Genomic DNA, 21,384 nt, shown 5'->3' with positions numbered 1-21,384 from the left:
TAAACTCAAGTTTTACTCGACTAACTGATTAACTCTTGCCTCGCTAAGCGTTGCTGTCTGCCGTCTCAGTGGGGTCGCATTATAGGGCGCGGCGAATTTTACGCAAGCGTTTTTTAAAGAAAACTATAAAAAACATGCCTTACGCTTGCTTTTTAGCCAAGATGCTTAAAAACACATCTAAAAAATAGATAATCGCTATTGTTCAATCCTTCTAAAATAGGGTTTCACATTCATATACGTTGATATTAATAACACTAGTATTGTATATATGAAATTTCATATATACACTTAATGGATATTGTCAGTCAGAATATTTAATTTACATGTCCCAAAGTAATAGCTCAAAGCAAAGTGTGCTCTTTCTGTGCACTGAGAATTCAGCCCGTTCACAAATGGCAGAAGTATTACTGAGAAATAAAGCGGGAGAGATTTTTGATGTTTATAGTGCAGGGATCGCTCCTAAAGATATTGATCCTAGAACAATTAATTGTTTGCAAAAGTTTAACTTGCCGATAACTGAGCTCAGCGCAAAACATATAGCTGAGTTTACAGATAAGACTTTTGATTATGTTATTACGCTATGTGAAAGAGCAAACAATGAATGCAGAGCTTATAAAGGCGCACTGTTGCAACTTGCGTGGGATATTGCAGATCCAAAAGTAATGGTAGGTTTAGAGCCCTTTGTCGCAACCCTCTATGAACTTGATAAACGACTGGATATGTTTATTGACGTACACGGTAATATTAATAACCTGCAATCACATCAGTATGTGCCACTATGTAGTAGTACCATCTCAGATCAAGATAACGAGTTATCGATAGATCCAAGCATATTTTATAAATGCTTAACTGATCAGATCCGATTAAAAACTTTAATGTTAACCAACTACTATGGCGAGTTATGTGTTTGCGAATTAATGGTAGCACTGCAAGAGCAAAGCCAACCAAAGGTATCGCGTAACTTAGCCGTATTAAAGAAAGCCGGCATCATTACAGATAGAAAGCACGGACAATGGGTGTTTTACCAAATTAATCCAAGATTGCCACAATGGAGCAAGACGATTATTAGTACAACCACTGAAAGTAATCTCCATCTGATCATCAACAGCCTTAAGCGATTAGCGACTATGCATAAACGACCTAATAAAGTGAGCTTTTGCAGTTAACGATAACTTTAATAAACACAGCACAATTTAACATTGGCTAACGTAATGAAGCGCTAGCTTTACCGCACTTACAACCCAACAATTAATCAGGATGTAATTATGACAGTAAAAGTAGGTATAAATGGTTTTGGCCGTATGGGCCGATTATCAATGCGCGCAGCATTTGATTGGCATGATATAGAAATTGTCCATATTAACGATCCAGGCGGTAATGCTGAAACATTCGCTCATTTAATGACGTTTGATTCAGTACACGGTAAATGGCATCACGAAGCAAGTCATACTGAAGATACTATTATAATTAATGGTAAAACAATTGCTTTTACGCAAAACACTAAAACAGAACAGACTGATTGGTCAAACTGTGATGTCGTTATTGAAGCGTCGGGTAAAATTAAAACCAAGGCACTACTGCAAGCTTACCTAGATCAAGGTGTAAAACGCGTTGTTGTTACAGCACCAGTAAAAGAAGAGGGTATTTTAAATGTAGTAATAGGTGTAAACGACCACCTTTATAATAAAGAGATTTACCCAATCATTACCGCTGCATCATGCACAACTAACTGCTTAGCACCAGTAGTAAAAGTTATTCATGAAAAGATTGGTATCAAGCATGGCTCAATCACCACCATTCATGACATAACCAACACCCAAACAATTATTGATGCGCCGCATAAAGACTTACGCCGTGCACGTTCATGCGGCACAAGTTTGATCCCCACTACAACTGGTTCAGCTACTGCAATAACGCATATATTTCCAGAGTTAAAAGGTAAACTAAATGGCCATGCTATTCGCGTTCCGCTAACTAACGCATCAATTACTGACTGTGTATTTGAACTTGAGCGCGGTACCACCGTTGCTGAAGTAAATAAATTACTTAAGAATGCTGCTGAAAATGAACTAAAAGGCATTATGGGCTACGAAGAACGCCCACTGGTATCTATTGACTACAAAACCGATCCTCGTTCCAGCATCATTGATGCGCTATCAACCATGGTGATCAACGACACTCAAGTAAAACTTTATGTGTGGTACGACAATGAATGGGGCTACGCGAACCGAACTGCGGAACTGGTACGTAAAGTTGGTCTAGCTGACAAGGAATAATTAACCGTGGATCGATTCACAGCACTCTCCCCACAAATAAAACAATATTTGATCATTACCGGTAATTACTGGGCATTTACTTTAACTGATGGCGCATTGCGGATGCTCGTGGTGCTGTATTTTTATCAATTAGGTTACAGCCCACTTAGTATTGCTATGTTGTTTTTGTTTTATGAAATTTTTGGTGTGATCACCAATTTAGTGGGCGGATGGCTGGGAGCTCGATTCGGCCTGAATAAAACCATGAACATTGGCTTAGCATTACAAATTGTGTCTTTGGCAATGCTTATGGCACCTGTAGATACACTCACCGTAATTTATGTGATGGCTGCGCAGGCGCTTTCAGGGATCGCAAAAGATCTGAATAAAATGAGCGCCAAAAGCGCTATTAAGTTACTAGTACCAAAAGACGCGCAAGGCCAGCTTTTCAAATGGGTGGCTATTTTAACGGGTTCTAAAAATGCGTTAAAAGGTGTTGGCTTCTTTTTAGGTGGCGTACTGCTGACTTTGCTAGAGTTTCATGGCGCAATGCTAATCATGATCTGCATGCTCACTATGGTTTGGCTATTTAGTTTATTCGCATTAAAAGAAGATTTAGGCAAAGCTAAAAATAAAGCCAAATTTAGTGAGCTATTCTCTAAGAGCAAAGCAATTAATGTACTTTCTGCGGCACGACTATTTTTATTTGCCGCCAGAGATGTTTGGTTTGTTGTGGCGCTACCGGTATCTTTAGCGGCTACATTTGCCTGGGATCACTGGTGGGTTGGCGGCTTTATGGCATGCTGGATTATTGGTTATGGCATAGTGCAGTCTTTTGCGCCTTATATTACAAACATAATGAGTACAGGAAAAAAATCAGTTCAGGTGCCCTGTGGCCGTAGCGCTTTTTTATGGGCCAGTTACTTAACAGCTATACCGGCCATTATTGCCTTAGCTCTGCATTTTGACTTTTATATACAAGCATCCGTTATTATCGGTTTACTGATATTTGGTGCGGTGTTTGCGATTAACTCATCATTGCATAGCTATTTAATTGTAAGCCTTGCTGATAGTGATGGCGTGTCACTTGATGTGGGCTTTTACTATATGGCAAATGCCATGGGCAGATTATTAGGCACAGTGCTTTCGGGCTGGGTATATCAACAACACGGGCTAGAAGCTTGCTTGTGGATCTCAAGCTGCTTTATTGCCCTAGCAGCATTGTTATCGCTCGCGTTACCAAAGAGTAATCAATAGTCATTAAAATCAATCGTTGGTAAACTCTCAAAACCTGGTTTTGCAAATAAATAGCCTTGCATTAATTCTATGCCCGCTGCTTTTAGCCAAGTATATTCCTGAAGAGTCTCTATCCCTTCAGCTAGCGGAGTGATATTTAGATCACGAAACATATTTAAGCTATGGGTCACAATTGCTTGGCGTACTTTATCTGAATCTATATTGCGAATAAGCTCCATATCTAACTTAATAATATCAGTCTGAAAATCGGCTAATAAATTAAGTCCTGAATAACCAGATCCAAAATCATCCGTGGCTGTTGTAAAACCTAACGACTGGTAATACTCAACCACTCGCTTTATATGAGCACTATCTTCTATTTTCTCAACTTCAGTAAACTCAAACATAATACGTTGAGTAGGAAAATTATATTTTTTAGCGGCTTCTAATGTAGTACGAATACAGCGTTCTGGCTTATAAATAGCATTAGGTAAGAAATTAATGCTTAACATCGAATCAACGCCTAGTTTTGCGGCTAATGCAATTGCCTTAATGCGACATAGCTGGTCAAAAGTATAACGATTAGCATCATTCACTTTAGAAATAACTGAATACGCAGATTCATTATTTAAACCACGAACAAGTGCCTCATAACCAAAAATAGAGTTAGTTTGGCAATTTATAATTGGTTGAAATGCCATTGTAAAATCAAAACCAAGGCTTTCTTCATCCGTGCAATTGCTACACAACACTCTATCGCATTCCATTGATTTATCATTCACTAATTAAACCTCCCCAATCTTTTATCTTAAGGTTAGTTGTTATTTTACAACACCGCAATCAATCTTACAGAATTACAGCAAGGAGTAATTCTTCGAGAACTTTTAAAACAAACAGCTTGTTTGTCAACAGCTAAACTGATGAGAATATTTTTTACAAAAAAGTATCCAAAATATTGAGGCAAATTATCACACCTTTAAGGAAATAGCATTAAATGCCATTAACATAACCTTTAATTAGTAATATTTAATCTTAAAAATACAGACCCTATTTTTGGAACGAAAAGTGCATAAAAATATTTATTCAGACCTGAACTAAAATCAGTCAATTTTTTATCACGTAGAGGACTTTATGAAGTTGAATGCTTTTCATCCACAAATACAAATTGAATCACATAATATAAAGCAAAATAATTTAAATACACAATCGACTACAAGCAACGTAGATGTAAAGTCTCAGAATGATAAAACAAGCACTTCTGAAAACAGAAATATTGCGAACACTGACAGTAAAGAAGATGATGAAACCAAACAGCCTGAGGAAACTTCGCAGGAACAAACTCTAAAGAACATAGATCAACTACAGAATAAAATAAAAACGGTAAAAAATGACGAAACATTAACTAAAACACAGCAACAACAGCAATTAACGGAGCTAAATAAGCAATTAGATGATGAATTAAGTTTTATACAGTTAACGGTTAGAAAAAATGTCTCAACCTTAGTCAATAGCTTATTTACATCTGCAGGTAATACAAGTTCAGGATTGTTATTTAATAACAAAGCGTAAATATCGTATTGATAAAACGAACAACTGAGTAATTTTGTTTAGTAGGTATTTACTTGGAAAGCGTGTAAAAGTGGTGGCCCCTCCCAGACTTGAACTGGGGACCTAACGATTATGAGTCGTGTGCTCTAACCAACTGAGCTAAGGGGCCATTTTGTATTAGCTTATGTTTTTAAAAAACAAAGCTAAATTTTTGAAGCGTTTAACCACCTAAGCGACTAAAGCGGGTTGCAGTATAAAAAGTTTTTACTGGCTTGTCACTAGCAAAAACCTTTATTTTAACAATCAATAAGCTAACTGCTTAAATAGTAGTCGCAAAAAGCTTTTATTGGTGACTAAAGCCACTCACACGAGTACTTGTATCATGTAGGAACGACTTTAGTCGCGAATGTTTTATCTTGTTCGTACCGATTCACAAACAAGATAAAAAACGCTACGCTAAAGTTAGTGCTAAATAGCTGCCAACGCTTTGTTTTATAATACTTACTAACTCGTTATCCATATATTGGTATTCATCAGCAATATCTAATACTTGAATATCTTTATACGTTAATAAATGTCCAAATTGCGCTTTAAGTCTATTTTTGTGTTTTTGCTCCATAACAAATATGACATCAGCCCATTGCATCATTTTGGCATTCACTGTTCTCTTTGCATTAGGGCTGGTGCCTGCTGAGCTAACAGCGAGCTCTGGGTGATTTCTCCATACTTGCTCAGCCGTTGAGCTTCGCCACTGATTGCGACTACAAATGAAAAGTACATTTGTCTCTTTATGTTCCTTCATTAATTATGTACTCCTTTATTAACTGAGCAGTCACGGTTTAAAACAAACTTTTCACCAGTGAATGTTTTTACAGGGTTACCACGCTCAACTTCCCAGTGCTGCTGCCAACGTGCTGTTTCTTGCTGAGTCATTTTATCCAACGCTACTTGCTCTAGTTTTTGAAACAACAACACACTTGCTAAACGCTTATTGGCATGTTGACTGCGCTCACTCTCAACACGTACCGAAGTCCCCGTTGCTGTGTGAGTTGCTCTTACCGCTGAATCAGTAGTATTAACATGTTGACCGCCAGCGCCAGACGCGCGGCATGTTTGAAAAGTTACGCCTTTATCAAGCTTACTTTCATCAATATCGAACAGTTGCCCGCTAAAAAACCATTTTTTACGTTTATGCTTAAGCCGATACTGACTTTGACACACCCACAACATAGTACCTTGCCATGACTGAGCCAATTGCTTAGCCGCGCTATCGGCTGTTGAATCAAGTTGCAATAAAACCGACTTTAAACAGCCTCGTTCGGTTGCGCTAATAGCCTCAACAATCTCGAGTTCTATGCCTTGTGCGAGGCATTGCTTTTTAATCATTTTTAACGCTAAACTTACAGCTTTACAGCACTCAATAGGTCCTTGCCCTGCTGATAATTGCAGTAATATCATGATCAACAACCTCCATTTGTTTTGAAGGTTAAAACTGGCCGTAACTTAGCGGCCACTTCTATTAACCCTGCATCAACCATATCACTTATAACCGTTTCGCACTTTTTGTATGCTTGTGGGGCTTCGTCGTATAGCAATTCTTTATTACCACAAATAACTCTGCTGCCTAACGCTGTACGATATAAATCTTCGCGCTTATATTTATGACCTAATCGGCCATGGCATTCACCGCGCTGCCATTTTCGCCCCGCGCCGTGTGCAAGTGAAAATAAACTGGTATTGATACTTTCCTGCACTGTTAGATCATTACCACTTAACTCTGTAAATACAGGTTTTACAAGATAACTGTAATCGCCACGAGAGCCTGGGATCACTACATAGCCTTTATCACTCGGTGTAGCACCTTTTCTGTGTAACCAGCCATCGCAACCGTCAATGTTTTTAGCCGATACTAAATTATGGTTAATATCTAAGGTACACTCACCATTTGCTCGTATAGCCTCTAAAAACCGCTTAGCGATCAGCTCACGATTAAGTTCAGCAAAGCGCACCGCTTCATCATGCTTGCTCATGTAATCTTTAAAATCAGCATCACCTTCACATAAGCCATCGTGATTATGACCCGCTATATGTTCAACCAATATTGATTGCCCTAACCCACGCGAGCCTGAATGAACCAATAATTGAAGATGCTTTTTACTTAGCCCTAACTCATCTAAGGCACTTTGATTGTATATCTCATCAATAGCTTGAAACTCAGCAAAATGATTACCTCCACCAATGGTACTCAAGGCACTATCATAACCCTTGGTAGTAATATTTTTTGCCGCTTTGCTACTTTCTATGATTGAGAACCAACTTTCATCAAGTGGCAGCTCAATATGTGTAAATTTTTTGGCAAGTTTATCTAGATTTACTTTTGCTACTTTTGCTGTGGTTTGCCACAGCGCCATACCACAGCCAATATCGTTACCCACTAATGCAGGGTAAATTTTGTTGGTAGTGAAAAATGCAGCCCCGATAGGATACCCTCTACCTGGGTGTAAATCAGGCATGCCCGCAACGCGTTGCATACCATTTAGCTCTGATGTTTTGATCAGTTGCTGTATCGCCAGCCCCTCAATCCACGTATCAGCAGACGCAATAAGGCTAACTTTATCAGTTATTTTTTGGACGGATTTGCCCATAATACCAATTCCTTTTTCTTTGTTAGAAAAATAGGATTAAAACGAAATACGAATTGGCAGGTCTGGATCTATTTTGAAATCAAACGAAAGGAACGCGTTTAAACGCAATGCTTACCTAAATGTACTTAATATATAAAAGCGTGTTTAAGTAACAAGTTTCTTATCGGATAAGACCTGCAAAGGATGTTGATGTAATTGTCATAGTATTTTCTCCTTCACAGTTAGTTGATGAATCCAACACTTAGGGTAAGTGCTGAACAATTAAACGAGCGCATGATAATTAGTTTTTGGACATAAAGCAAACAAAAATTATGGCGTGTTTTATGTGCTCCTATATTTTATATATATGTTGTTACACGAGTATTTGCCCGCAGTAGGTATTTTAACTTACATACATGTTCTGTAAAACGAAGTGATTCAACAAGAAAACAAGGATAAAAGTAACCATTAACTAGTTAGTAGGAAATTTTGCGATTAACTCAGGTACGATGGTGAGGTAAGGGTATAAGTTCTTCTTTGAGCTGAATTGGTTAACTCCATGTTTGTCAAAATAGCTGTCTTAACAAAATTTGTGCCAGCTCTTTTTTATTTCTAATAACTTCCACACCGTAGTCACTTTTTATCTAACCATTTGTTCATAGCTTCATCGTAGGCGTCGGTTACTTTTGTTTTAGCACAAGTGGTGCCTACTAAGTAACTATCTGGTAGGTCACTTTTTGGCATTACACCAGCTCCTATCGATACCTTTTTAAAGCAGTTATCTCCGAGGCGATAGATAGTTAATTGCATGCTTTGCTTTTCAACTTTTAATGGGTCTATGCTGGTTTGCTGGTGCTCCTTAGGCACTGTAATACGCTGTGGTTGTGCTAAAGCTTGTGACGTTGGAGGTGTTGATGGGAGTGTATTTTGCTGTTGCTTTAGTATGCTCTTTAAACCTAATTTAAGGTCTATTTTTTTATAGCTGTTAGAGTCTGCTTGTGCCTTAGCCGTTACAGGCTTTATTGTTTTTTTAATTTTTACAATCGTGTTTGCAGCAGGAATAATTGGTTTTTCAAGCTTTTTCAACAGCGTGGCTTGCTCGTGCTGGTTGCTCTTCTTTTCTATTCTAGGCAATGACTTAGGCAACGCCATACTAACCATGTATGCTTTAATTGGGGGAGTGTCTATCGCTACAAATTTGGGGGTTTTAACACTCATTAATATTGAAAAAATTATCCCGTGGAGCAGTAATGAAATAATAAAAGGCCAGCGCCACGTTGTCACAATATTTGTTCCCTAAACAATAAGTGTTCCCTATAACACTAATTTAATATGACCACATAGACGCTGCAAAGTTCCAAATATGAACATTTTGTTATTATTTGACTTGGCATTAAAAAATATTCAAACACTTGTTTTAAAATGACTTTTATATTTTTTATGTTTGCTTCAACTCAAGATACGTCTTTAGACGAAGTAGCTAATTGGAAGTAGGTTAGAACTGATGAGGTTCTTTTTTGATTTGCAAAAGAACACAAAATAGGTGTAATAAGAATTGTGTAACTGCTCATTATCTATAACCTTAAATCAGCTAGAGAAATGAGCATGTTGTAGCATATCTCACTACGGGCAAACTTTATTGTCTCTACAAAAAGCTAACAATACTGCCCTGCTGCGAAGCCGCAGCTCCAAGCATATTGGAAGTTATAGCCTCCTAGCCAACCGGTTACGTCGGTTACTTCACCAATAAAGTACAGCCCTTGGGCTTTTTTCGCTTCAAAGGTTTTTGAACTAAGTTCGTCGGTGTCTATACCGCCTAGAGTTACTTCCGCTGTGCGGTAACCTTCGGTGCCGTTGGGTTTAATTTGCCAGTTATGAATGTAATTAGCTAGATCGTCAATTTGGCTATGGGTGAGCTGATTTACATTGCAATCTGGAATAGCTTTACTCTCATGCAGTATTTCAATAAAGCGTTTTGGCAAAATAGTCGCTAGGCTATTTTTTAATGATTTTTGTGCTTGGGTTTCTCGCCATGTTGCTAATTGCTCTGTTAAATCAAGCTCTGGTAACAGGTTTATAGTCACTGCTTGCCCTGCTCGCCAAAATGAGCTGATTTGTAATATAGCGGGGCCTGATAAACCACGGTGAGTAAATAGGATGTTTTCTTTAAAACTTGTGCCGTCTTCACTGCTGACGATACATGGCACGCTAATACCCGATAACCCTTCAAAGCGGTCCTTATCATGTTGGTGCAAGGTAAATGGTACAAGTGCTGCCATGGTCGGTAATACTTTTAAGCCAAATTGCTCAGCAATTTTATACCCTATTGGTGTTGCGCCTAGTTTTGGCATGGTTAAGCCACCAGCGGCAACAACGAGTGACTCACAGCTGTATGACTGTTGTTCTGTGATCACGAGATAGCCAGTAGCGGTTTTTTCAACGCTAAGCACTTCGTTACGCAGCGCAACATTAACAACCGCCCACTCGCACTCAGTTAGCAAAATATCAACGATATCTTGTGCGCTATTGTCGCAAAATAACTGCCCAAGGGTTTTATGGTGATACGCCAAACCGTGTCTGTCCACCAGCTCAATAAAATCATGCTGGGTATAACGGCTTAAACACGATTTTACAAAGTGTGGATTACCACATAAATAGTTTTCAGGGCTGGCGTTTTCATTGGTGAAGTTACAACGTCCGCCGCCGCTGATGAGAATTTTACGACCAGGCTTTTTGCCCATATCAAGCACTGTAACACTGCGGCCACGGTATCCTGCTTGTGCTGCACACATTAAACCTGCGGCTCCGGCACCGATCACTATTACATCTACTTGGGTCATTTGTTCATCTCATGAGGAAATTTTTGCAATTGTAGCAAATTTAAAAGTACAAACTGAGCGGTATTTCACTATTTTATTATTAACAACAAAGTGTGAAAAAATAAATGTTCACCTCGCCAGTCTACAAATTAATTAATACTTTATAACTACTGTAACGGCATAATAAAAGTCATAAAATCGTATTTAGCCATATAAACATCCCGATATAACTAAAATAGAGACATTAATAATAAAACGTTATTTTAACTATTTTAACAGATCATTTACTTTTGTTCCCCTTCACGATAATTCATCGTGAAGCTTAATAACAATCTAGGGATAATTATGACAACAAGAAAAATATTTAAAAAATGCGCTGTAGCGCTTACTGTGAGCGCGATATTTGCAGCGACATCAAGCATGGCAAATCCTAGCGAAGCAATAACACCATCTATTGCTGACATAACAACAAAACTACAAAGCCAAGATCCTCTCGGTACACGCTTTATCATCAAGTATAAAAATAATAGTAATGATATGGCAACATTTTCGATTGCTGATACTAGCCCACAAATGATGAATAAAAAGGCCCAAGGCTTTGTTAAAAACTTTACCAGTAAAAAAGGAAAAGTTAAGGCGCAATATATCCGTGCAATGGCATTGGACAATCATCATGTTATGCGTGCAAATAAAAAACTAAGCGCTGACGAAGCCCAACAATATATGCAAGAAGTAATGGCTTCAGGCAATGTTGAATACATTGAAATCGACCAGATGTTAAAACCATTTGCAACTCCTAACGACCCTCGTTATGACGACCAATGGCATTACTATGAGCAAGCTGGTGGGTTAAACCTTCCAACTGCATGGGATACCGCAACAGGTAGCGGTGTAACAGTGGCAGTATTAGATACTGGTTATCGTCCACACATTGATCTTAATGCCAATATTTTACCTGGCTACGATATGATTTCGGATACATTTGTCGCAAATGACGGCGGCGCACGCGATAGTGATGCACGCGATCCAGGTGATGCAGTATCTGCCGGTGAGTGTGGTAATAATAACAGTGCACAAGGTTCAAGCTGGCACGGAACCCATGTTGCAGGTACTGTTGCAGCCGTTACGAATAATGGCGAAGGTGTTGCTGGTGTTGCTTATGATGCTAAAGTTGTTCCGGTACGCGTACTTGGTAAATGTGGTGGTTTAACTTCTGATATTGCCGACGGTATTATTTGGGCATCTGGCGGTTCGGTATCTGGCGTACCTGCTAATGCTAACCCTGCTGATGTCATCAATATGAGTTTAGGTGGCAGCGGCTCTTGTAGCTCAACAACACAAAACGCGATTAACCAAGCACGTAATAACGGCACTGTAATTGTCATTGCCGCAGGTAATGATAACGACAATGCTAACAACTATAACCCTGGTAACTGTAATGGCGTAGTAAATGTTGCATCGGTTGGTCGTAATGGTGGGCGAGCTTACTACTCAAACTATGGTACATCTATCGATGTTGCAGCACCTGGTGGTGCGCAAAGCTTTGCTAATGATTCAGAAGGTGTTTTATCTACACATAACTCAGGTTCATCAAGCCCTTCTAGTGACAGCTATCATTACTCACAAGGTACATCGATGGCAGCACCTCATGTTGCTGGTGTTGCTGCTCTTATTAAACAAGCAAAGCCAACTGCAACGCCTGATGAAATTGAAAGCATATTAAAATCAAGCACTCGCTCATTCCCTGCCACATGCAATAACTGTGGTACTGGTATTGTTGACGCTGCAGCCGCAGTTGCTGCTGCAAGCGGTGGTACTACACCACCCGTTGGCGGCAATGAGTTACTTGATGGCCAAGCTCAAACGGGCCTAAGTGGCGCTGCGAGTAGTGATACTTTTTATACAATGACAGTACCAAGTGGTGCAACTAATGTAACTTTCACCATGAGTGGCGGAACGGGTGATGCAGATTTATATGTACGCTCAGGTAGTAAACCCACTACATCAACTTATGATTGTCGTCCGTATAAAGGGGGTAACAGCGAAGAGTGCTCTATAGATAGCCCAACTGCTGGTACATATCATGTGATGGTACGTGGTTACTCGGCTTACTCAGGCGTGAGTTTAGTTGGTAATTTAACAACCTCTGGTAACACAGGTAATCCACAAGCAGGTGGTGGAACTGTATCTGATATTTCAGCTAATGCAGGGCAATGGAAACATTATACCCTTGATGTGCCAGCAGGAATGGCAAGCTTTACCGTAACAACGTCTGGTGGCTCAGGTGATGCAGATTTATTTGTTAAGTTTGGCAGCCAACCAACAGGCTCTAGCTATGATTGCCGCCCATATAAAAACGGTAACGCAGAGACATGTACGTTTAGCAATCCTCAAGCAGGAACTTGGCACATGAGTGTGAATGCTTATAAAACCTTTGCCGGTTTAACGCTTGACGCACAATACCAGCCTTAATTAGCAATAAGGCATAGGGTTTGTATTAAACTCTATGCCTATAAGTGCTATTTGCCAGTTCCCTTGGTAACTTTGGCCGAATGAAAGTTCGGCTTTTTTAGCTCTTTTTTAAAGCTTTTCAAGTACCGCTTCTGCGCGACTTACTGCAAACTCTTTATCTTGTTCAACAAATAAACCTGTGACTTGCTGATCTTCAACAATCATTGCATAACGCGTTGAGCGTACACCACCAAATGCAGCAGTGTCTTTATCTAAACCAAGTGCTTTGGTAAAGCTAGCATCGCCATCGGCAAGCATCTCGATTGCTTGAGCATTATGTTGCTCACCCCATGCTTTCATTACAAACGCATCGTTTACTGATACACAGTAAATAGCGTCAACGCCTTTGGCTTTTATTTTATCTGCTAGAGTAATAAATTCAGGTAAATGTGCATTTGAACACGTAGGTGTAAACGCGCCTGGCACTGCAAATAACACCACTTTTTTACCTGCAAAAAGTGTTTCATTGGTAAGTGTTTGCATACCGTCGTCAGTAAGCTGTGTAAGACTAACGGCTGGTAATGTTTGACCTTGAGAAATCATGATATTTCCTTTTAAAGTGATGGGTTTTGAACAACACCAAAATAGCACAAAAGCGCAAGCAACCCTAACATCGAGTTGCGAGTAATTGTGCCTTTGCAAGCAAAGTTACAATCCTAAACTACTGCGAATAGTATGCATTTGCTGCTGTAAACGCTGATGAATATCAGCCACTAATAAACTGGATTCACTCACCTGCCCTTTCATACTTTGCATTGACTGGCTGAAGTTCTCTAACAATGAGTTTTGCTGCTTTGCCAACTCCATGGCATCAAAAGCGACTTTATTAGCATCCTGTGCATTATGAGCTACCCCTTCGGAGTTTCGTTTCAGCTCTTGGGCATTATCGGTTTGCAATTGAGCATCATCAGCTAATGCTGATATTTGCGTTGACACCATAGTTGAGTTTTCACTCAATAGATTGAGCTGGTTATTAATATCACTCAGCGAACCTTGTGTTTGCCGAGCTAACTTGCGCACTTCATCTGCAACCACAGCAAAACCACGGCCATGTTCACCTGCGCGCGCTGATTCGATCGCAGCATTGAGTGCCAGCAAATTAGTTTGATCTGCAATATTGCGGATCACTTCAATAACTTTCCCTACATCTTGTACACCACTGAGCAACTCTTGCAAGCTATGTAAACCTTGCTCCACCCGCTGTTGTGTATTTGAGCTAGCACTGAGCATGTTTTGGGCAAACCCTAAACTTTGCTCCATTGCTGAAAACGTATGCTTGGCGTTATCTGCTACTTTGCCGTTTATATCGTTTACTTGCTCACCAATATGTTGAATATCAGCCAATAATTCTTGATTTTGTTCAACTTGATGATGACTGGCATCTGTTTGCTGACTTATCGTATGTAGATGCTCGCTCATTTCTTGCATAAAATCGTTAATCACCTTGAGCATTTGTGCACGCTCTTCAGCCTCTAACCGTTGACGCTCAATTAACTGGTTAAAGTAACTAGCTATTTCACCAACTTCTGTTTTTGAGTTACTACTTTCAATATTTTTTAATTCGTTACTTTCGATTAAAAATGCAAAGCCATCACGTAATTGACGAAGCGGGGTTAATACTTGATTTCGCTGTACAAAGTAAACACCAACAGCCAATACAACCAACATGCCAATGGCAATACAAAACACTACAAATACTCGCTGCTTTAACGTACCTTGCTGAATTTTAAGTTGCTGCTCAGCATTTATCACCGTGTCAGAAAGTGTACTGATCTGTTTGCGCAGAGCCTGTATGCCTGTTTGACGCTGCTGAGCTTGTGCAATGGTGTTCTCTAAATCACGTGGGTAGCGGTTCGGCCAGCTTCTTAGCTCAGCCTTAATTTCACCTGCTAAATCTTCGGCTTCTTCATCTATAAACAAACTATCTTCATCAACTTCACTCATAACGCCCAAGTTTTCAAGCTCGTCAATCTGCTTTGCTAAACGGTTTAAGTTAGCAATACTTTGTTGTAAGTTGGTTTGTGTGTCTTGATCAAAACTAAGCATTAGCTGATAAGTAAACAACGACAAATTTGTCACTTCGCGGTAGTAATCACTGGCAAGCTGATAATAAGCCTGAGCGTTAGTATTTTGTTGCCCTGCTTTGTTAGCATAACCAATTAAAGAAGAAGCTGAGCCCGCCATTTGCCTAAGTGCATTATCAAGTAATGCTGTTTCATTACCTGACAGTTTACCTAAAGCACGATACTTACCTTTTATATCAGTATCGAGTTGGCTTAATTGCAGATCTAACTGTTGTTTTAAATCAATTGGTAAAATAGCAAGTTGGGTGTCTTTTACTTGGCTAATTAAATCCGACGCTTTCCCTAAATACTGACTATCGCCCTGTGCTAAGTAATCTTCTAGTAAGCCTTTTAAATCAACGAGTATTTTATTTTTTAATTGATTATAAGATTGGTCTTGTTGTTCGAGTTTAACTAAGGTTTGACTTGCCCAGTACAAGGTTCCGCCTAACAGCAGGCTAGCCAATGCCAGCAAAATAGCCAGCAACCGAGTGAATGATGACACGCGCATGAAATTAAATTCCTTTGGGTAACTGCGCGTACACTATTAACTATTTATGACAGTTTAATGAAAATCGATATGAAACTCTTATAACTTTATGGGAACAAAAATAAAAAATACGAATAAAGCCTCACACCATGGCGGCTTTGACATACACATCAAAGCGATTCTTTTTGGTTTTAATCTGCATGCTAGGCGTCTGATTATTTAAAAATGGTGCGTAATCAGGCCGCTTAACAACCACTCGCTTACTAGCCAGTGGGTAGGCAAATGCGAGTAAGTCATCAGCATCATTATCTGCGCCAACCAAGTCTTGAAACACCCGCATTTCTTTTTTAACCAGTGCTGACTTTTCACGGTGTGGAAACATTGGATCCAAATAAACTACATCTGGCATACTTTCGCATTGCGCGAGTAAGGTATGACTTGAGCCAAACACTAGGCTCATGTTTTGCTTCATCCACGGACCAATTTCATTATCGCTATAAGCACGTTGCAAACCATCATAAAGTAATGCTGCAACAACCGGATGGCGCTCATGTAAAATCACTTTACAACCCAGTGATGCTAACACAAAACCATCACGGCCAAGCCCTGCGGTCGCATCTAGAACAACGGGGGTCGCTCCTTTATTTAAACCCACCGCTTTAGCAATTGATTGCCCTTTACCGCCACCGAATTTACGCCGATGAGCAACAGCCCCAGTTACAAAGTCAACGCTAATAGCGCCAAGTTTTGGTTCATCGGTTTTTCGTAAGCTTAAGCCTTGATCATCATAATGAAGTGAAAAGCCTTCGCTTTGTGCCGCCCACTCAGCGAGCCCAAAACGCAGCTCAATTTCATTAAGATAAGGACGTACTTCTTTAAAAGGACACTGTATAACCAAAATAAACTCCGACCGTAAATAGCTTGCGAAGTATATCAATTGCTTAACGCTATAGCACTAAAATAGCTCAATATCAGTTTGCGAAGTAACGTCTTGAGAGTGCTCTGACGCGGCTGTGTTGCTCAAGCTTTCTATCAATTCGCTGCGCGATTCAATAATGTGATTGAGCTGATGCTTAATAAAAGCCAAGTCATCATTCAAGATAGTTAACTGTAATTGTGTTTGCTCTAATTGCTCAACCTGCAATGCCAACGCTTGGTTCGCAGCAAAAGCGGGATCTTGCTGCATAAGTGCACGTAATTCAGATAACTGAGTTGTCAATTTAGCTACGGCTTCTTCACGCGCCTCGCTACTGACAAATAATTGCGAAGAAAGCTCATTGAAAGCATTACCAACCGCATGCGCTTGGGCTAGCGCCATTTCCTTTACTTCCATATCTTGAATTTTGGCATTGGTCACCTCCAAAATATGCGGGAATAAATCTTTATAGCGACCATACAGCACAACATCATCTAAAGGCATATTTTTAATTAAAATAGACACTTTAGGATAATTAACAATAGTACGACTACTAAAATCAACAAAGCGATTAGAGTAACGGTGCTTTTCTAATAACTCTTGCTCTAACGGACAAACACCACCGTCATCAGTACACACAACTCCTACATCTTGATACCAAAATGCCACAACCACATCGAGATTCAGCGGTCGGAAGAATTCAAAAAAATAGGCCGATAATGATTGCACATCATGGGCGTGATAGGTTTGCCCAACATAACGCATTATGCGCCCCATATCGCCGGAGTCAGTCATGGCGATTTCAGCAGTGCTCTGCGCGCGCGCAACATCATTTTTTAACTTAATAGAATGCTGACGATATTGATACAACACCCGAATACGCGCCATTAATTCTTCTGCATTAAAGGGCTTTACAATGTAATCGGCAGCACCGGCATTATAACCTTTAACACGTTCTGGTAATTCGCTTTTACCCGACAAAAACATCACTGGGGTATCTTTGGTTTGCTCATTACTTTTCAGCTCACGACACACTTCGTAGCCCGTTTTACCCGGCATTTCAACATCCAATAAAATAATGTCAGGGCTATATTTATAAGCTTGCCTTAAACCTTCTTCGCCATTTTTAGCATGAATTAACTGACAAAACCCCGCTAATGATTCCTCTATTACACGATGAACATATTTATCATCATCAATCGCCAGTACCAGTTTTGTCATGCCCAATTCCTTTTTATTAATTACTTAAAAAAGCATAGTACGGAGCCCTGATTTTGCGACAATTTATTACTCTAAATAGTAAAAAAGCGCCAAACGGCGCTTTTCAAGATTAAATATACGTAGTGCTTAAGCTGCAATACCACTGTGGCGCAATAGTGCATCGACACTTGGCTCACGACCACGGAAGTTTTTAAACAACTCCATTGGCTCTTCACTGCCGCCTTTTTCTAAAATATGCTGCATAAAGGCTTGCCCAGTTTCTGGGTTAAAAATACCTTCTTCTTCAAATTTGGAAAACGCATCAGCTGAGAGCACTTCGGCCCATTTATACGAATAATAACCTGCGCTATAACCACCAGCAAAGATATGGCTAAAACCATGTTGAAAACGGTTAAACTCTGGTGCTTTAACAACTGATGTATGGCTACGTACTTCATCTAAACGCGCTTGAATTTGGCATTCTTCACCCGCTTGATAATCGTTGTGAATTCTAAAATCAAATAACGAGAACTCGATTTGACGCAGCATTTGCATGCCTGAGTTATAGTTTTTAGCTGCTAGTAGTTTATCCAATAACTCTTTAGGCAATGACTCGCCCGTTTCATAGTGACCTGAAATAAAGTTAAGTGCTTCTTCTTCATAACACCAGTTTTCTAAAAACTGACTTGGCAGCTCAACGGCATCCCATGCAACACCATTAATACCCGCAACTGGCGCGGCATCAACTTGGGTTAGCATATGGTGAATACCATGGCCAAACTCATGGAATAAAGTGGTGACTTCATTATGAGTAAACAGTGCAGGCTTATCGCCTACCGCTTTATTAAAGTTACACACTAAATACGCTACAGGCGTTTGTAACTCGCCATTGGCGCGTACTTTGCGACCCATGCAGTCATCCATCCACGCACCACCGCGTTTGTGATCACGCGCGTATAAATCAAGATAAAAACGGCCACGCAGAGTATTGCTACTGTCGTAAATTTCAAAAAAGCGTACATCTTTATGGTAACTATCAATGTCTTTTAACTCTTTAACACTAATACCAAATAAACGATTTACTGTTTCAAACAAGCCGCTTAGTACTTTATCTGCGGGGAAATACGGGCGCAGTACTTCGTCTGATATTGCGTATTTCTCTTGCTTAAGCTTTTCACCGTAATAACCATAATCCCACGCAGCGAGTTGCTCAATGCCATGTTTTTCTTTGGCGTAAGCTTGCAGCTCAGCGAGCTCTTGCTCAGCTTGTGGTTTAGATTTAGCGGCTAAGTCTTCTAAAAATGAGAATACTTGCTCTGGCGTTTCAGCCATTTTAGTGGCTAATGATTTTTCAGCATAACTGGCAAAACCTAATAGTTGCGCAATTTCATGACGCAGCGCGAGTTCTTCACTCATGATCTCAGAGTTATCAAACTGACCAGCGTGTGGGCCTTGATCAGATGCGCGTGTTGCAAATGCCGTATACGTCTCTTCGCGTAATTCACGGTTATCAGCATAAGTCATGATCGGTAAGTAAGACGGGAAATCAAGGGTAAATACCCAGCCGTCCAATTCTTTGCTTGCTGCTGTATCTGCCGCTAACGCTAACGCCGACTCAGGTAAACCTGCGAGTTCGCTTTCATCAGTAATGTGCTTTTGCCAAGCCAATGTGGCATCCATCACGTTATTGCCAAATTTAGCCGCAAGCTCTGATAAACGTGCGCTGATCTCGCCGTAGCGCTTTTGCTGCTCAGGCGCCAAGGCGATGCCCGATAATTCAAAGCTACGCAATGCATTAGTAATAGTTTTTTGTTCTGCCGTACTTAACGTTTTAAACTCATCACTGTTGTGTAGTGCGTTGTAGGCTTCATACAACCCTTGGTGTTGACCAACAAAGGTTGAATACTCTGAGATAAGTGGTAAACATTGTTCGTACGCTTCACGTAATTCATCGCTATTAACTACGGAGTTCATATGCGATACCGGAGAAAACATTCGCGATAATTTATCGTCAACTTCTTCAAGAGGTAACACTAAGTCCTGCCAAGTGAATGATTTATTAGCCAGCACTTCGTCTATTTTAGCGCGGCATTCGCTAATACCCGCTTTTAGCGCCGGCACAACATGCTCTGGCTTAATTTTTGAAAACGGTGGTAAGCCTTCAAGGCCTATTAGTGGGTTATTTTGTAAATCGCTCATGTTAGCTCTCAAATCGTTTCGAATATGATTTTTAAGTTGGGGCGTACGTCTCGAAATACAAGGGGCTTTTAACGGGTCTGCCATGTGTTATTATCAGAGAAATACGTTTTATATAAACTTGAGGACTAAAGATGGCTCAGCATTTTGATTACATTGCGATTGGCGGCGGCAGCGGCGGGATAGCGTCAGCTAACCGTGCAGCAATGCGTGGCGCGAAAGTGGCACTAATTGAAGCAAAACATATGGGTGGAACCTGTGTAAATGTAGGTTGTGTACCAAAAAAAGTAATGTGGCATGGCGCTCAAGTTGCTGAAGCAATTAACTTATACGCCCCTGATTACGGCTTTAATGTTGAAGTAAAAGAATTCAACTGGAGTAAACTAGTAGAAAGCCGTGAAGCCTATATTGGCCGCATTCATAAAGGTTACGATAATGGCCTTGCTAAAAACGGCGTAACAGTTATTAAAGGCTTCGCTAAATTTATTGACAGTAAAACAGTCGAAGTAGACGGCGAGCACTACACCGCCGATCATATTTTAGTGGCCGTAGGCGGTCGCCCTAGCATTCCAAATATACCAGGTGCTGAACACGGCATCGATTCAAATGGCTTTTTTGAGCTGAATGAACAACCAAAACGCGTTGCCGTTGTTGGTGCCGGTTATATCGCGGTAGAGATTGCCGGTGTACTACATAGCCTAGGTACAGAAACCCATTTATTTGTTCGTAAAAATAAACCACTGCGCACCTTTGACCCATACATCATCGACACCCTTGTTGATATTATGGCCAAAGAAGGCCCGACGCTGCATACCGAATGCTCACCAAAAGAAGTAGTTAAAGAAAGCGATGGCAGCTTAACTATCCACTTTGAAAATGGCTACAGTCAAAATGTTGATCAAGTCATTTGGGCCATTGGCCGTACACCGACGACTGATAAGATTAACCTAGTCGCAGCGGGTGTTGAAGTAAACGAAGGCGGTTACGTTAAGGTAGACGAGTACCAAAATACCACGGCTAAAAATGTTTATGCTGTGGGTGATATCATCGAAGGCGGTATAGAGCTTACCCCTGTTGCAGTAAAAGCAGGCCGTACTTTATCAGAGCGTTTGTTCAATAAAGACCTGCCAGATGATTTAAAAATGGATTACAGCTTAGTTCCTACAGTGGTATTTAGCCACCCGCCAATTGGTACCATTGGTTTAACTGAGCAAGAAGCAATTTCGCAGTACGGCAACGAGAACGTAAAAGTGTATAAATCAAGCTTTGCTGCTATGTACACTGCGGTTACTCAGCACCGCCAAGCATGTAACATGATGCTAGTTTGCGCAGGCCCTGACGAGAAAGTTGTAGGCTTACACGGCTTAGGTTTTGCGGTTGATGAAATGATCCAAGGCTTTGCAGTAGCTATGAAAATGGGCGCAACCAAAGCAGATTTTGATGCCGTTGTTGCGCTGCACCCAACTGGCTCAGAAGAGTTTGTTACTATGCGCTAGCTAAAGGCTAAAGGCTAAAGGCTAAAGGCT

At 40.3% G+C, this 21,384-nt stretch carries 17 protein-coding genes and 1 tRNA gene; 6 read left to right on the top strand and 12 right to left on the bottom strand.

Translation table 11 applies throughout. From position 1 onward, the window contains the following. Positions 1-323: 323 nt before the first annotated feature. The 3 genes from H5162_RS20105 to arsJ all read left to right on the top strand — a co-directional run bounded on the left by H5162_RS20105 (position 324) and on the right by arsJ (position 3,512). A complete protein-coding gene (locus H5162_RS20105; RefSeq protein ID WP_145238748.1) occupies positions 324-1,166 on the top strand; it encodes a metalloregulator ArsR/SmtB family transcription factor in 843 nt (280 codons plus the stop codon). Positions 1,167-1,265: 99 nt separating this feature from the next. Beyond that, the gene (locus H5162_RS20100) at positions 1,266-2,276 is read left to right on the top strand and encodes an ArsJ-associated glyceraldehyde-3-phosphate dehydrogenase (protein ID WP_182779366.1); all 1,011 of its coding nucleotides are present in this window, start codon (positions 1,266-1,268) and stop codon (positions 2,274-2,276) included. Between the two features lie 6 nt (positions 2,277-2,282). Continuing rightward, positions 2,283-3,512 (top strand): organoarsenical effux MFS transporter ArsJ, encoded by a 1,230-nt coding sequence (gene arsJ, locus H5162_RS20095; RefSeq protein ID WP_182779365.1) that lies wholly within the window; start codon positions 2,283-2,285, stop codon positions 3,510-3,512. On the opposite strand, the gene H5162_RS20090 is transcribed toward arsJ, so the two are convergent. Continuing rightward, on the bottom strand, positions 3,506-4,273 hold the full coding sequence (locus H5162_RS20090; protein WP_182732028.1) for an EAL domain-containing protein: 768 nt from the start codon (positions 4,271-4,273) through the stop codon (positions 3,506-3,508). The genes arsJ and H5162_RS20090 overlap by 7 nt on opposite strands. 349 nt (positions 4,274-4,622) lie before the next feature. On the opposite strand from H5162_RS20090, the gene H5162_RS20085 reads away from it, so the two are divergent. After that, positions 4,623-5,060, top strand: a complete 438-nt coding sequence (locus H5162_RS20085; protein WP_182779364.1) for a hypothetical protein — start codon at positions 4,623-4,625, stop codon at positions 5,058-5,060. Between the two features lie 71 nt (positions 5,061-5,131). On the opposite strand, the gene H5162_RS20080 is transcribed toward H5162_RS20085, so the two are convergent. The 6 genes from H5162_RS20080 to H5162_RS20055 form a co-directional block, all read right to left on the bottom strand. Continuing rightward, positions 5,132-5,208 (bottom strand) — tRNA-Ile (locus H5162_RS20080). Between the two features lie 282 nt (positions 5,209-5,490). Beyond that, positions 5,491-5,841, bottom strand: coding sequence for a low molecular weight protein tyrosine phosphatase family protein (locus H5162_RS20075; protein WP_182779363.1), 351 nt, complete (start codon positions 5,839-5,841; stop codon positions 5,491-5,493). After that, complete coding sequence (prfH, locus tag H5162_RS20070) at positions 5,841-6,497, bottom strand: peptide chain release factor H (RefSeq protein ID WP_182779362.1); 657 nt, start codon at positions 6,495-6,497, stop codon at positions 5,841-5,843. The genes H5162_RS20075 and prfH overlap by 1 nt, the downstream gene beginning before the upstream one ends. A 2-nt stretch (positions 6,498-6,499) precedes the next feature. Further along, complete coding sequence (locus H5162_RS20065; protein WP_182779361.1) at positions 6,500-7,684, bottom strand: RNA ligase RtcB family protein; 1,185 nt, start codon at positions 7,682-7,684, stop codon at positions 6,500-6,502. A gap of 612 nt (positions 7,685-8,296) precedes the next feature. Further along, positions 8,297-8,947: a hypothetical protein gene (locus tag H5162_RS20060; protein ID WP_182779360.1), complete on the bottom strand. Its 651-nt coding sequence runs from the start codon at positions 8,945-8,947 to the stop codon at positions 8,297-8,299. 371 nt (positions 8,948-9,318) lie between these two features. Next, a complete protein-coding gene (locus H5162_RS20055) occupies positions 9,319-10,503 on the bottom strand; it encodes an NAD(P)/FAD-dependent oxidoreductase (RefSeq protein ID WP_182779359.1) in 1,185 nt (394 codons plus the stop codon). Between the two features lie 324 nt (positions 10,504-10,827). On the opposite strand from H5162_RS20055, the gene H5162_RS20050 reads away from it, so the two are divergent. After that, positions 10,828-12,954: a S8 family peptidase gene (locus tag H5162_RS20050; protein WP_182779358.1), complete on the top strand. Its 2,127-nt coding sequence runs from the start codon at positions 10,828-10,830 to the stop codon at positions 12,952-12,954. A gap of 108 nt (positions 12,955-13,062) precedes the next feature. On the opposite strand, the gene H5162_RS20045 is transcribed toward H5162_RS20050, so the two are convergent. The 5 genes from H5162_RS20045 to prlC all read right to left on the bottom strand — a co-directional run bounded on the left by H5162_RS20045 (position 13,063) and on the right by prlC (position 19,861). Further along, positions 13,063-13,536 (bottom strand): peroxiredoxin, encoded by a 474-nt coding sequence (locus H5162_RS20045; RefSeq protein ID WP_145238704.1) that lies wholly within the window; start codon positions 13,534-13,536, stop codon positions 13,063-13,065. A gap of 105 nt (positions 13,537-13,641) precedes the next feature. After that, positions 13,642-15,567, bottom strand: coding sequence for a methyl-accepting chemotaxis protein (locus H5162_RS20040; RefSeq protein ID WP_182759951.1), 1,926 nt, complete (start codon positions 15,565-15,567; stop codon positions 13,642-13,644). A gap of 121 nt (positions 15,568-15,688) precedes the next feature. Then, on the bottom strand, positions 15,689-16,444 hold the full coding sequence (locus tag H5162_RS20035) for a class I SAM-dependent methyltransferase (RefSeq protein ID WP_145238699.1): 756 nt from the start codon (positions 16,442-16,444) through the stop codon (positions 15,689-15,691). Positions 16,445-16,501: 57 nt separating this feature from the next. Continuing rightward, on the bottom strand, positions 16,502-17,683 hold the full coding sequence (locus H5162_RS20030; RefSeq protein WP_182759952.1) for a two-component system response regulator: 1,182 nt from the start codon (positions 17,681-17,683) through the stop codon (positions 16,502-16,504). A 126-nt stretch (positions 17,684-17,809) separates the two neighbouring features. Further along, on the bottom strand, positions 17,810-19,861 hold the full coding sequence (gene prlC, locus H5162_RS20025) for an oligopeptidase A (protein WP_145238693.1): 2,052 nt from the start codon (positions 19,859-19,861) through the stop codon (positions 17,810-17,812). A 131-nt stretch (positions 19,862-19,992) separates the two neighbouring features. On the opposite strand from prlC, the gene gorA reads away from it, so the two are divergent. Then, entirely contained in the window at positions 19,993-21,354 is a 1,362-nt protein-coding gene (gorA, locus tag H5162_RS20020) for a glutathione-disulfide reductase (protein ID WP_182732055.1), read from the top strand. Positions 21,355-21,384: the final 30 nt, after the last annotated feature.

The organism is Pseudoalteromonas sp. SR41-8, from assembly GCF_014163915.1.
In the GTDB taxonomy this organism is placed as follows: Bacteria; Pseudomonadota; Gammaproteobacteria; order Enterobacterales; family Alteromonadaceae; genus Pseudoalteromonas; species Pseudoalteromonas rhizosphaerae.
The sequence above is the reverse complement of the archived record's forward strand: the minus strand, read 5'-3'. Positions and strand labels throughout refer to the sequence as shown.